The 13,072-nt window shown below is 62.2% G+C and carries 14 protein-coding genes; 2 read left to right on the top strand and 12 right to left on the bottom strand.

Going from position 1 to position 13,072, the window contains the following annotated elements; translation table 11 throughout:
- Window positions 1-36: 36 nt before the first annotated feature.
- Window positions 37-246, bottom strand: a complete 210-nt coding sequence (locus tag NKI72_RS25330; RefSeq protein WP_023678830.1) for a hypothetical protein — start codon at window positions 244-246, stop codon at window positions 37-39.
- Between the two features lie 364 nt (window positions 247-610).
- Here NKI72_RS25330 and NKI72_RS25325 point away from each other — a divergent pair, with 364 nt between their 5' ends.
- Window positions 611-991, top strand: a complete 381-nt coding sequence (locus NKI72_RS25325) for a c-type cytochrome (RefSeq protein ID WP_352851141.1) — start codon at window positions 611-613, stop codon at window positions 989-991.
- A gap of 59 nt (window positions 992-1,050) precedes the next feature.
- Here NKI72_RS25325 and gph read toward each other — a convergent pair whose 3' ends face one another.
- The 10 genes from gph to NKI72_RS25275 all read right to left on the bottom strand — a co-directional run bounded on the left by gph (window position 1,051) and on the right by NKI72_RS25275 (window position 11,058).
- Window positions 1,051-1,752, bottom strand: coding sequence for a phosphoglycolate phosphatase (gene gph, locus NKI72_RS25320; RefSeq protein ID WP_352541877.1), 702 nt, complete (start codon window positions 1,750-1,752; stop codon window positions 1,051-1,053).
- Window positions 1,749-2,306 (bottom strand): thioredoxin family protein, encoded by a 558-nt coding sequence (locus tag NKI72_RS25315; protein ID WP_352851140.1) that lies wholly within the window; start codon window positions 2,304-2,306, stop codon window positions 1,749-1,751. The genes gph and NKI72_RS25315 overlap by 4 nt, the downstream gene beginning before the upstream one ends.
- 40 nt (window positions 2,307-2,346) lie before the next feature.
- Window positions 2,347-3,033 carry a ribulose-phosphate 3-epimerase gene (gene rpe, locus NKI72_RS25310; protein WP_352851138.1) on the bottom strand — a complete coding sequence of 229 codons (687 nt, stop codon included), beginning with the start codon at window positions 3,031-3,033 and terminating at the stop codon, window positions 2,347-2,349.
- Window positions 3,034-3,095: 62 nt separating this feature from the next.
- Entirely contained in the window at window positions 3,096-4,034 is a 939-nt protein-coding gene (gene cbbX, locus NKI72_RS25305; protein WP_352686149.1) for a CbbX protein, read from the bottom strand.
- 7 nt (window positions 4,035-4,041) lie between these two features.
- Window positions 4,042-4,476: a ribulose bisphosphate carboxylase small subunit gene (locus tag NKI72_RS25300; RefSeq protein WP_352474618.1), complete on the bottom strand. Its 435-nt coding sequence runs from the start codon at window positions 4,474-4,476 to the stop codon at window positions 4,042-4,044.
- Window positions 4,477-4,494: 18 nt separating this feature from the next.
- Window positions 4,495-5,988, bottom strand: a complete 1,494-nt coding sequence (locus tag NKI72_RS25295) for a ribulose-bisphosphate carboxylase large subunit (RefSeq protein ID WP_352617332.1) — start codon at window positions 5,986-5,988, stop codon at window positions 4,495-4,497.
- Window positions 5,989-6,009: 21 nt separating this feature from the next.
- Window positions 6,010-7,089, bottom strand: a complete 1,080-nt coding sequence (fba, locus tag NKI72_RS25290) for a class II fructose-bisphosphate aldolase (protein WP_352507750.1) — start codon at window positions 7,087-7,089, stop codon at window positions 6,010-6,012.
- Between the two features lie 12 nt (window positions 7,090-7,101).
- Window positions 7,102-9,123, bottom strand: coding sequence for a transketolase (tkt, locus tag NKI72_RS25285; RefSeq protein WP_352851136.1), 2,022 nt, complete (start codon window positions 9,121-9,123; stop codon window positions 7,102-7,104).
- Window positions 9,124-9,133: 10 nt separating this feature from the next.
- Window positions 9,134-10,006 (bottom strand): phosphoribulokinase, encoded by an 873-nt coding sequence (locus tag NKI72_RS25280; RefSeq protein ID WP_023678839.1) that lies wholly within the window; start codon window positions 10,004-10,006, stop codon window positions 9,134-9,136.
- Between the two features lie 5 nt (window positions 10,007-10,011).
- A complete protein-coding gene (locus NKI72_RS25275; RefSeq protein WP_352851134.1) occupies window positions 10,012-11,058 on the bottom strand; it encodes a class 1 fructose-bisphosphatase in 1,047 nt (348 codons plus the stop codon).
- A 123-nt stretch (window positions 11,059-11,181) separates the two neighbouring features.
- Between NKI72_RS25275 and NKI72_RS25270 the strand changes: the two genes are divergently transcribed.
- Window positions 11,182-12,141 carry a LysR family transcriptional regulator gene (locus tag NKI72_RS25270; protein WP_352795826.1) on the top strand — a complete coding sequence of 320 codons (960 nt, stop codon included), beginning with the start codon at window positions 11,182-11,184 and terminating at the stop codon, window positions 12,139-12,141.
- Window positions 12,142-12,350: 209 nt separating this feature from the next.
- Here the strand turns inward: NKI72_RS25270 and NKI72_RS25265 are convergent, their stop codons facing one another.
- Entirely contained in the window at window positions 12,351-12,965 is a 615-nt protein-coding gene (locus tag NKI72_RS25265; protein ID WP_352851133.1) for a TetR/AcrR family transcriptional regulator, read from the bottom strand.
- Between the last annotated feature and the right edge of the window lie 107 nt (window positions 12,966-13,072).

Below are 13,072 nucleotides of genomic sequence, written 5' to 3'. Positions count from 1 at the left end.
CCTCTTTCAGGGCCGTCGACGAACCAGGAATGTCGATCAAATCGCTCGTTCCTTGCTCGGAACGGCACATTTCCAGCGCACGACCTTGAGACTCGGATGTTCCTGAGACCATTTTGCGATCTCGGCGGGCGCCAGGAACATGCATTGGAACAGAGAGCCGCGGCTCTCGAAATAGAGATGTTCATCTCGGCAATTGCCCGGATTGGCGCTAAGGCACACCGTTAATATGAGATCGACCATGTCCATTTGGCACTTGTCGTCGCCTGCGCGGCGAACTCTCCAGAGTTCGTGCTTTGGAGTTGCGCGGATTCCTGAAGGTGCCCAAACAGCAAACCGGTTGGAGTGAGGCTACGCGTTCGGCCAACAGGCGTCAATGATGTGGACCGCGTGTCGCTACACACTTCCCGTCGCGCAGTCGGGAAACGAAACAGGACCTTTGTACGATTGACTTCCCTCATCGGCAGTCTAGCTTTTCGAGGTGTGCAGGTCCTGTCAGTCCGGGGAGGAAGGACGAATGGTTCGCTCTCCCGCTTTAAAACGAATGCCGGCGATCAAGGCATCGACACGCGTAAAGTGTCCCGGGCACTCACACGATCAATGAGGAAATGCCATGCGCGCAGTCGCTTTTTTCGCCGCCGTGTCCGTCGCCACCTTTGTCACTACCCAGTCTCAGGCACAGGATGCCGCGGCGGGTGAGAAGGTCTTCGCCAAATGCAAGGTCTGCCACGTCGCAGACAAGGACCAGAACAAGGTCGGCCCGTCCTTGAACGGCATTATCGGCCGAACGGCCGGGACGCATCCGGGGTTCAGCTATTCCAAGGCCATGACCGAGGCCGGCAAGTCCGGCGTCACATGGGATGAGGCCACGCTGACGACCTACCTTCGCGATCCCAAGGCGATGGTCAAAGGAACCAAGATGGCGTTTGTCGGCCTCAAGAAAGACGAGGACATCGCCAACGTCATTGCTTATCTGAAACAATTCTCAAAATAACACGGTACCGCCGGCCGTTGGACTGCGCTCGGCCGGCGTTGGCTGGGCTACGCTTGGGGTCACGCAGCGTCTTGCAGCCTCTGCATCGCGGACGGCAGATCGAACAGGCTGTCGCAAACGAGGTCGGCGCCAAGCTCTTCAACGGGAATTTGGCTGTATCCGCCACGCAGCAGAATGACTGCCATGCCGGCGGCGCGGGCGGCGGCCACGTCGGCGCTGCTGTCTCCGACCATCAGCGTGTCACGAGGTTCGACCTGAAGCAGGTCGAGCGCCAGCAACAGCGCGTCTGGCGCCGGTTTCAAGTATGTCACCGCGTCTCCGCCGACGATCGCGCCGAGATATTCCGTCAGCCGAAAATGCAGCAGGATTTCGCGCGCCGCCAGCTGCGGCTTGTTGGTCACCACGGCCATGGCTATTCCGCTCAAATGCAAGTGCGTGAGAACCTCCCTGACGCCAGGCATCAGCCCCGTGCGGCCGGTCAGATGCCTGCGATAGATCGGCGCCATGACGCGGTTGGCCTCATCGAGCGCGCTGCCGAGGAGCGGCGTGCCGGAAGCCGCGAAGGCGCGTTCGACCAGTTTCCTGATGCCGCCGCCGATCATGGCCTTGACCTGATCCAGCCGCAGCGGCGGCAGATCGTGGCCGGCCAGCAATTCGTTGACGGCGGCCGCTATATCAGGCGCCGAATCGACCAGTGTGCCGTCGAGGTCGAACAGGATCGCCTTGGGCGAGCGAAACGGCCTGACTGCGCCGACGTTCATGCAGCATCCTTCCACTTGATCGAACAGCCGATCGAAGCGATCTGGTCAAGCGGTCCGTCGCCGGTTCGGGCAACCTGCTTCATCGCCTCGAACAGGTCGCGCCTCAGCCTGGGCGATTCGGCGTCGCGTCGCGACGCGTCCAGCCGGCCGCGGTATTGCAGCGTCAACTCGCTGTTGAGCCCGAAGAAATCCGGGGTGCAAACGGCTCCGTAGGCACGCGCCACCGTCTGGTGCTCGTCATGGAGATAGGGGAAAGTGAGGCCGTTCGTCCTGGCGAAGAGCTTCATGTTGTCGAAGGAATCATCTGGATAGGCGTCGCTATCATTGGAGTTGATCGCGACAAAGCCGATGCCTTCGGCCTTGAGGTCATTGGCGTCGCGCACCATGCGTGAAATCACCGCCTTCACATAGGGACAGTGGTTGCAGATGAAGGCCACCACCAGCCCGTTCGGGCCGGCGTGGCTTAAGATCGAATGCGATGTGCCGTCGACGCTTGGCGAAACGGCGTCGATGGCTCGCCAGCCGAAATCGCAGACAGGTGGGATTGCCGCCAAGGTTTCCTCCGATGAAATGTTTGCCCTCCGATGAAAGGGTTTACGCCGCTTTCCGGATCGCCCCGTCGGCCGCCTGCCTGATGGCGCCGATATTGGCGCGATAGGCCGCCTCGGTGCCGCCCTTAAAGATGGCCGAGCCGGCGACCAGCACATTGGCGCCGGCCGCGGTGACCAGCGGAGCGGTTTCGGGCGTGATGCCGCCGTCGATCTCTATGTCGATCGGACGATGGCCGACCAGCGCCTTGACCCGCCTGACCTTGTCGACGACCGCCGCGATGAAGGCCTGGCCGCCGAAGCCCGGATTGACCGTCATCAGAAGCACCAGATCGAGCCGGTCAAGTACATATTCGATGACGCTTTCCGGCGTTGACGGGTTCAGCGACACGCCGGCCTTCTTGCCGAGATTCCTGATTGCCTGCAGCGAACGGTCGAGATGCGGTCCGGCCTCGGCATGCACCGTAATGATGTCGCAGCCGGCATCGGCGAAGGCGCCGAGATAGGCGTCGGCCGGCGCGATCATCAGGTGGCAGTCGAAGACCTTGTCCGTTCGATTACGGATCGCCTTGACCACCGGCGGACCGAAGGTGATGTTGGGCACGAAATGGCCATCCATCACATCGAGATGGATCCAATCGGCACCCGCCCGGACGACCGCTTCGACCTCGTCGCCGAGCCGCGAGAAGTCCGCGGAAAGCACCGAGGGCGCGATGATTGTCTTGCTATCCATGGTCGTCGGCTCCCATTCTGTCGTCCGTTTCCGGTCGCTGCACACCAATCGCCGTCATCTTGTCAGCGCGCCTTCGTCTCCGGTTCGCCTTCGAGCTTACCTTCCGCGAACACGCGGCTGCCGCGAATATCGGATTCCTCGATGGTGATAAGATCGATTTTCGTCAACGCCCGGTCGCGCGATGCGAAAAGCCGGCCGGCCTGGCGAAGCCGCGCCCGGTCGAGGCTATTGCGAACGGAGCGGGCGTTGGAGAAATGCGGCAGCCGCATGCGGATCGGGAGATACTCTTCGAGCGCCTTGGCCGCCGCTTCGCTGAGACGGTAATTCTGTTCCGCCAGCATGATCTCGGCGATTGATTTGAGTTCGCTGACGCCGTAGTCCGGAAAATCGAGGTGATGGGCGATGCGCGAGCGCATGCCGGGATTGCTGTCGAAGAAGCGGTCCATCTTGTCCTTGTAGCCGGCAAGAATCACAACCAGATCGTCACGGTTGTTTTCCATGCATTGCAGCAGGATTTCGATCGATTCCTGGCCGTAGTCGCGTTCGTTCTCGGGCTTGTAGAGATAGTAGGCCTCGTCGATGAAAAGCACCCCGCCCATGGCGCGCTTGATCACTTCGCGGGTTTTGGGCGCGGTGTGGCCCACATACTGGCCGACGAGATCGTCGCGCGTCACCGCGACCATGTGGCCTTCGCGGACATAGCCGAGACGATGCAGGATTTCGGCCATTCTGAGCGCCACGGTGGTCTTTCCGGTACCGGGATTCCCCGTAAAGTTCATGTGCAGCGTCGGCGCGCCCGAGGTCAGCCCGAACTTGCGGCGAAGCCGGTCGACCAGAAGCAGCGCCGCGATCTCGCGGATGCGGGTCTTGACGGGCTTCAGGCCGACGAGTTCGCGGTCGAGCTTGTCCATCACCTCATCGATGTTGGACGCCTCGAACTCGGCCTGTAGATCAACCGATTCGCCCTGCGCGGCAGCGCTCTTTGCTATCGCGTCCAGCATGGTTCGCCTAGCTCCGTTCGCCTTCGGGCCTGTCGGTCGCATAAGGCACGATCGAATAGCCCTGACTGCGGCCGTCACGCTCTTGGCGCAGCAGCCGGAACCCGGGTTCATTGGGTGGCCGGTTGACGATGAATGACATGCGCGGTGCTTCCCAGCCCTTGGTCGAATCGAAGGCGGTGACGCGGACATACATGTTGGGCATAGCTTTCCGGCAATTGTCGACTTCAAGCAGGATGCCCGCCGGGTCCCTCAGGTCGAACATCGGGTTGCCGTACATTTCCCAATAGGTGTTTCGCGGGTGTGGATCGTCCGTGTACTCGACGCTGACCGCCCAGTGGTTTTTCAGTGCGTATTTGATCTGCGCCGAAATCTGCTCATCGGTTAGCTCGGGCAGGAACGAAAACTGTCCCTGCGTGACCTTGTTTCCGGGATTGGTCATCATGGCGACGGTTCCTTTCGTCTAGAAGCTCGGCGTTGCGGTTGGCACAAAGTCGGCCGTGTCGGTCGATTCGTAGTTGAAGGTGACGTCCTTCCACGTCTCCAGGGCCGCCTTGAGCGGCGTGCACCATCTGGCCGCCTGTTCGAGGATTTTGGTCCCTTCGCGCAGATAGTCGCGGCCCTCGTTGCGGGCGAGGATCATCGCCTCCAACGCGACGCGATTGGCCGTCGCGCCGGCCTGGATGCCGTCCGGATGGCCGATCGTGCCGCCGCCGAACTGCAGGATGACGTCCTCGCCGAGATAATGGATCAACTGGTGCATCTGGCCGGCATGGATGCCGCCGGAGGCGACGGGCATCACCTTGTTGAGCGAGGCCCAGTCCTGATCGAAGAACAGCCCGGTTTCGAGGTTCTGCGGCGTGCGCTCCTCGCGCAGCGTGTCATAAAACCCCTTGATCATAAGCGGGTCGCCTTCCAGCTTGCCGACCACCGTGCCGGCATGGATGTGATCGACGCCGGCCATCCGCATCCATTTGCAGATGACGCGAAAATTCATGCCGTGGTTCTTCTGGCGCGAATAGGTCGAGTTGCCGGCCCGGTGGAGGTGCAGGATCATGTCGTTGCGGCGTGCCCACTTGGCCATCGACTGGATCGCCGTGTAGCCAATGACGAGGTCGATCATGACGATGCAGGAGCCAAGCTGTTTTGCAAATTCGGCGCGCTCGTACATGTCCTCCATCGTGCCGGCGGTGACGTTGAGATAATGGCCCTTGACTTCGCCGGTGGCGGCCGACGCCTTGTTCACAGCCTCCATGCAGTAGAGGAAGCGGTCGCGCCAATGCATGAAGGGCTGTGAGTTGATGTTCTCGTCGTCCTTGACGAAGTCGAGGCCACCCTTCAGCGCCTCGTAGACGACGCGGCCGTAGTTGCGGCCGGACAGGCCAAGCTTCGGCTTCGTCGTCGCGCCGAGCAGCGGCCGGCCGAACTTGTCGAGCCGCTCGCGTTCCACCACGATGCCGGTCGCCGGGCCCTGGAAGGTCTTGAGGTAAGCCACCGGGATGCGCATGTCCTCGAGCCGCAAGGCCTTGACGGCCTTGAAGCCGAACACGTTGCCGATGATCGATGCAGTCAGGTTGGCGATGGAGCCGGGCTCGAACAGGTCGAGGTCGTAGGCGATATAGGCGAAGTACTGTTGCTCGATCCTGGTGCCTGGACCTGTGTTCGGCACCGGCTCGGATTTGAATGCCTTGGCGCGGTAGAGCTCGCAGGCGGTCAGCCTGTCGGTCCACACCACGGTCCATGTCGCGGTAGAGGATTCGCCGGCGATGGCGGCGGCCGCCTCCTCGTGGTCGACGCCGGGCTGCGGCGTGATCCGAAACATGGCGATCAGGTCGGTCTCCTTGGGCCGGTAGTCCGGCTCCCAGTAGCCCATCTTCTTGTAGGGGATGACGCCCGACCTGTAGCGTTCCTTGCCTTCCTTGAGCGTGCCTGCTGAGGGCGTGTCGATTTTGTTCATGGCAGGTCTCCTGTTTGCCGCTCAGGCGGCTTTCGCGGTTGCGATATGGGGGTCGAGCTTTCCTGCGGCGTAACGTTTCGCCATCTCATCCATGGCGATCACCCTGATCTTCGACGCGTGGCCTGCGGTGCCGAAGCGTTCGAAGCGATCGCGGCAAAGGTCGCGCAGCGCGTCCATGGCGGGTTTCAGGAATTTACGCGGATCGAATTCGCGCGGATCCTCCGTCGCAACGCGGCGGAACTGCCCGGCCATGGCCATTCGGCAATCGGTGTCGATGTTGACCTTGCGCACGCCGTAGCGGATGCCGCGCTCGATTTCCTCGACCGGGACGCCAAAGGTCTGGGGCATCTCGCCGCCATAGTTGTTGATGATATCCTGCAGTTCCTGCGGCACGGAGGAAGACCCGTGCATGACCAGATGCGTGTTGGGCAGCTTTTCGTGAATCGCCTCTATCACCTGCATGGCCAGGATGCCGCCGTCAGGCTTGCGGCTGAATTTATAGGCGCCGTGGGAGGTACCGCAGGCGATCGCCAGCGCGTCGACCCGGGTGGCGGTGACGAAGTCGACCGCCTGATCGGGATCGGTCAAAAGCTGGTCATGGGAAAGCGCACCTTCGGCGCCGTGCCCGTCCTCGGCCTCGCCCTGGCCGGTCTCCAGCGAGCCGAGCACGCCGAGCTCGCCTTCGACCGAAGCGCCGACCCAATGCGCCATGCGTGCGACACGTTCGGTGATGGCGACGTTGTAATCGTAGCTCGCCGGTGTCTTGGCATCCGCCATCAGCGATCCGTCCATCATCACCGAGGTGAAGCCGTGGCGGATCGCCGACAGGCAGGTGGCTTCGTTATTGCCGTGATCCTGATGGATGCAGAGCGGAATGGCCGGATGGATTTCGGTCAACGCCTCCATCATTTTGGCCAGCATGATGTCATTGGCATAGGAACGGGCGCCGCGTGAGGCCTGGATGATAACCGGCGCATCGCAGGCCCTGGCGGCCTCCATGATGGCGAGGCCCTGTTCCATGTTGTTGATGTTGAAAGCCGGCACCCCGTAGCCGTGCTCGGCGGCATGGTCGAGAAGCTGGCGAAGGGTGATGCGGGCCATTGTCGGTTTCTCCTAGATGATGAGCTTCAGCGCCGCTGCCGCGACGGCTTCGGGCGTGATGTCGAAATGCCGGTAGAGATCCGGGGCAGGGGCGCTGGCGCCGAAACCGGCCATGCCGACGAAAGTGCCGGTGTCGCCGATCCAGCGGTCCCAGCCGAGCCGTGCTGCGGCTTCGATGGCAATGCGGGGCGCCGAGCCGAGGACGGCCTTGCGGGTGCCGGCGTCCTGCTCCTCGAAAAGCTCCCAGCACGGCATCGAGACAACCGCGGCGGCGACGCCGTGCTCGGTCTCCAGCCGTTCGGCGGCGGCAACCGCGATCTCGACCTCCGAGCCGGTGGCGATCAGCGTCAACGCGCGCTGCCCGACTGGCTCGCGCAGGATGTAGGCGCCCCGGCTCGACCGGTTCTCGTCGCTGTGTGGCTCGTCGCTAGGTGCTTGGCGCAGCATCGGCAGGTTCTGGCGCGAGAGCACCAGCACGCTCGGCCGCTTCTCGCTTCTCAGCGCCAGTTCCCAGCACTCCGCCGTTTCGATGATGTCGGCCGGGCGGAAGACGTTGAGGTTTGGCGTCGCCCGCAGCATCGCCAGGTGCTCGACCGGCTGGTGGGTCGGGCCGTCCTCGCCGAGACCGATGGAATCATGCGTCATCACATAGATGACGCGCTGGCCCATGAGCGCCGAGAGCCGCATCGCGCCGCGCGCGTAGTCGGCGAAGCACAGGAACGTGCCGCCATAAGGCACGAAGCCGCCATGCAGTGCGATGCCGTTCATGGCTGCGGCCATGCCGTGCTCGCGGATTCCATAGTGGATGTAGCGGCCGGCGTAGTCGCCCGGCGCGATGCGGTTCATACCCTTGGTGATCGTCAGGTTCGAATGCGTCAGATCGGCGGAGCCGCCGACGGTCAGTTCGGTTGCGCCATTGATCGCAGCGAGTGCCATTTCCGAGGCTTTTCGCGTTGCAACCTTGGTCGCCTTCCCGACATGCTCCTTGCGGAAAGCGTCGAGTGCTTCGAAGACCGCGTCGGGCAGGGCGCCGGCGACCGCGCTCTCGAAGGCCTGCCGCCGTGGTGAGGCGGCAAGCCGATTCTCCCAGGCGCGGCGTGCCGCTTGACCGCGGCCGGCAATCTCGCGCCAGGCGAAAAGGATATCGTCCGGCACCTCGAACGGCGCGAAGGCCCAGCCGATGTTTTCGCGCGTCGCGGCGATCTCCGCATCGCCCAGCGGCGCGCCATGGGTCTTTTCCGAACCACCCAGATTTGGCGCGCCCTTGCCGATCACCGTGCGGCAGGCGATCAGAGACGGCTGGTCCGATTGCTGCGCCGCTTCGATTGCCGCCGCAACGGTTTCGGTGTCGTGGCCGTCCACCGACTGGACATGCCATCCAGCGGCTTTGAACCGCGTCGGCTGGTCCATCGATGTCGACAGGGAAGTGGGCCCGTCGATCGAGATCGCATTGTCGTCCCAAAAGACGATCAGCCGGGAGAGCTTCAGGTGACCGGCAAGATCGATCGCCTCGTGGCTGATGCCTTCCTGCAGGCAGCCGTCGCCGGCGATTGCGTAGGTGAAATGGTCGACGAGATCGGCGCCGTGGCGGGCCGCCAGCATGCGCTCCGCCAGCGCCATGCCGACAGCGGTCGAAATGCCTTGTCCAAGCGGGCCGGTCGTCGTCTCGATGCCAAGCGCATGGCCATATTCCGGATGTCCGGCGGTGCGGCTGCCCAGCTGGCGAAACCGCTGCAATTCTTCGATAGGCATGTCTTCAAAGCCTAGCAGGTAATGCAGCGCATACTGCAGCATGGAGCCGTGCCCGGCTGAGAGCACGAAGCGGTCACGATCGGGCCAGTTGGGCGCCGACGGATCGATGTTGATGAAGCGGCTGAACAGCACCGTCGCGACATCGGCCATGCCCATCGGCATACCCGGATGACCGGAATTGGCCTTTTGGACGCTGTCCATCGCCAGTGCGCGAATGGCGTTGGCCATGTCGCGCTCCGAGACGGCGGCGACGGGCTTCAATGCTGCTGCCTGGCTGTTCATGGCGTCCTCCTCACGACACACGGTTCTTGCGTTCGATCAATTGCAGGATGAGCGGCGTCAGGATCAGCTGCATGGCAAGGTCGAGCTTGTTGCCGGGCACCACTATGGAATTCGGCCGCGACATGAACGAGTCGTGGATCATCGAAAGCAGGTAGGGGAAATCGATGCCGCGGGGATTGGCGAAGCGGATAACCAGCATCGATTCGTCGGGCGTCGGAATCCAGCGCGCGATGAATGGATTGGACGTGTCGACGATCGGCACGCGCTGGAAATTGATGGCGGTCTGCGAAAACTGCGGGACGATGTAGCGGACATAGTCCGGCATACGGCGCAGGATCACGTCCATCACCGCCTCGGTGGAATAGCCGCGCGTTGCGCGGTCGCGATGGATCTTCTGGATCCATTCGAGATTTATGACCGGCACCACGCCGATCTTGAGATCCGCGTGCCTGGCCAGGTTGATCTTGTCGGTGACGACGCAGCCATGCAGGCCCTCGTAGAAGAGCAGGTCGCTCGGCGGAAATTCGCGCCATTCGGTGAAATGTCCCGGCGGCGTGCCGTACTGCTTCTCCTCATCCTCATCATGGATGTAGGTGCGGGTCTTTCCGGTTCCCCGGCGGCCATATTCCTCGAATACCTCTTCGAGGATTGCCAGTTCATTGGCCTCGGCGTGGAAGTGGGTGAAGTTCGGATTGCCCGCCTTTTCCTCCTCGGCCACCTTCGCCTTCATCGTGGCTCGGTCGTAGCGATGGAAAGCATCGCCTTCGATGAAGGCGGCCCCGATGTTCTCGCGCCGGAAGATCAGTTCGAAGATGCGCTTGACAGAGGTAGTGCCTGCGCCCGACGACCCGGTGATGGTAATGATGGGGTGCTTTGCCGACATGGTCTTCAGGCCCTGAAAAGGCCGCGGCGGCTGAACAGCGGCGCGCGCTCGCCGATGGCACTCGGCTCGGTGTGGTAGCGGGTGATGCGCGCGACTTCCCGCGCCGATCCGAAAACCATGGGCACGCGCTGGTGCAGGCTCTCGGGTTCGATTTCGAGGATGCGGGCGATCGTGTCGGTGGCCGCACCGCCCGCCTGTTCGACGAGATAGGCGATCGGGTTTGCCTCATAGACGAGGCGAAGTCGCCCCTGCCTGTAGCCCTTGCGCTTGTCGCCTGGATACAGGAATACGCCGCCGCGCATCAATATGCGGTAGCAGTCCGCAACCAGGGAGGCGATCCAGCGCATGTTGAAGTCCTTCTCGCGTGGGCCTTCGGTGCCTTCGAGGCAGTCGTCGATGTAGAGCCGCACCGCCTCGTCCCAATGCCGGTAGTTGGCGGCGTTGATGGCGAACTCCTGGGTTCGCTGTGGGATGATCCGGCTCTCATAGGCCTGCACGAAGGTGCCGAGCCGGGTCGAGAGAACGAAGACATGGGTGCCGCTGCCGAGCGACAGAACCAGCGCCAGCTGCGGGCCGTAGATGAAGAAACCGGCGCCCAGCTGGTTCACCCCTGCCTGCAAAAACGAGGCGGCCGGATTCCCATCCGGCGCACCAATTGCAGGGAGGAGCGAGAAGACCGTTCCGATCGACACGTTGGTGTCGATGTTGGATGAGCCATCGAGCGGGTCGATGGCGATGGCAAGAGCCGCTTGCCTGTCGAGCAGCACCGGCTGCTCCAGTTCCTCGGAAGCGTAGAGCGCGACCGGAGCGTGGCGCATGGCGTCGAGGAAGATGTCATCGGCGAAGACATCGAGATCCTTCTGGATGTCACCGTCAGCATTGGCGCCGCGGGTTCCCGCAAAGGCGGTGCCGAGCACCCCTTGATTGATGGTGTTGCGGATTGTGGTGGCCGCCTGCGTCAGCTGACGGATGGTCGCTACGACGGCGGAGCGCAGTTCGTCCGGCTCGCCAAGATAGGAGTTCAGAAAAGCGTCGAGCGTTGCCGCTGGCATCGTAACCTCCCGATCCTGCCGCCTCTCCTCGGGTCGGCCGGATTGGGAAAGGAGAACAAACGACGCTGAATAAGTAAAATTCAATAACTTTACTCAAGCAGTAAAAAAATTTTAGTATGCCGTATGAGAAACCTCACGCTCAAGCAGTTCAAGACCGTTCAGGCAATCATCAGCCACGGAAAAATCGTCAGCGCGGCCAAGGTGTTAGGCCTGTCTCCTCCAGCGGTGACGATCCAGTTGCGGCAAGTGGAAGAGGAGTTCCAACTGGCCTTGTTCGACCGGACGTCGGACGGCATGCGTCCCACTGCCGCAGGTCTGGCCTTCGTCGAGACGGCACAGGCCATCGAGGAGCGGCTTCGTCTGCTCGAAGACAAGATGGATGCGATCAAGGGCGTGCGCGCCGGCAGCTTGCGGCTCGGCGTCGTTTCCACAGCCAAATATTTCGCGCCGCGGCTGATGGCCGCCTTCATGAAGGAACATCCAGATATCGACATGCGCCTTGCCATCGGCAACCGCGCCGAGACGATCGACAATCTGAAGAACCACGATATCGATATCGCGCTGATGGGACGCCCGGCCAAGGAAGTCCCGGTGCGTGCTTCGGTCTTCGGCGATCACCCGCTGGTCATCATCGCACCGCCCGATCACCCGCTGGCGTCGGCACGCGACATTTCCAAGGAGCGGATCGCCGAGGAGCATTTCCTCATTCGCGAGCCCGGCTCCGGCACGCGCATCTCACTGGAAATATTCCTGAGCGACGTGCCCGGCCGCATCGACGATCTCGGCGTCGAGATGGACTCGAACGAGACCATCAAGCAGGCGGTGATGGCCGGGCTCGGCATCGCCTTCATCTCTGCCCACACCATCGCTGCCGAAACCGAAGCCGGCCGGCTGGTTATCCTCGACGTTGTCGGCATGCCGATCCGCCGGCAATGGTTTTCGGTGATGCGCAGCGACCACGCGATCTCGCCGGCGATGGCGACCTTCCACGATTTTCTGATGCGCAAGGGCGCGATGTACCTGCCCCTGTTCGGAAAGCTCTATCCGCACGAGGAACTGAACAGTAGAGGTCGCGCGAGTTAGCCTAGTTCAACAAGTTTCGGTCGTAGTAGGGACGTGGCGTGCAAATACGGGAGAACGGCGGTGGCGCTGAGCGGCAGCTTCGACTCGACTAACCCCTAAGGCTCGAGTCATTTAGGATGGAAGTCCAAATGGGGCGACGCAACCGCTTGTCCGTATGGCTTAGCTGCGCATGAGCGGTCGCTAAAGCGATCAAGGCCGAGCGGCCGGAGTCAATCCGACTTGCCGAGAGCTTTCAGGATGAATCGGATCTGCTCGCGCAGGCCCGCTTCGGTGTCTTCGCCGTATTGGACGCAGTGCTCGATCAGGATCGGATGGAGGAACGGCGTGAACGCGGTGTGGACGGCACGCGCCGCCGTAGCGGAATCGTCGACATTGAATTCGCCCGATTCGATGCCCTCGCGGATAATGACCCCTAAGGTAGTTACCACGTGCTCGATATGCGCCTTGATGGTCGCCCAGTTCTCCTGCATGGCGGCGACAATCAGGTCGTGCATGCGCCTTTCCTTGACCAGCGTCATCTTCTTGTGATGGTGAACGGCGGTCAGTAGCTGACCCAATTTCTCCCCGGCCGACGCGTTCGTGCGCGCGATTGCGAGGGCGATGTCAGCTACCTCGTTCAAAGCTTTCCCGCAGATGGATTCTTTGATTGCGTCCCTTGAGGGGAAGAAGCGGTAGATGTTTGCCGTGCTCATGCTGAGTTCGGAGGCGATGTCGGCCACCGACGTTTTGTTGTAGCCGATGCGGCGAAAGTGCCCCTCCGCCACCTCCAGGATGCGCGCGCGCACCTCGTCGGGATCAGGTCGCATTCGGAGCGGACGATTCATGGATGTCTCCAGGACTGATGAAACGGATCTGCCGGGCTCGCCCTGGGCGATCATCTGTAAGCGGCAAGATCGTCCGGCTGGCCCTGCATATGTTCAGGCAAAACCGG

This window comes from Mesorhizobium sp. M0437 (assembly GCF_040321335.1).
In the GTDB taxonomy this organism is placed as follows: domain Bacteria; phylum Pseudomonadota; class Alphaproteobacteria; order Rhizobiales; family Rhizobiaceae; genus Mesorhizobium.
Note: the sequence above shows the minus strand (reverse complement) of the source record. Positions and strands in the feature narration are given on the sequence as shown.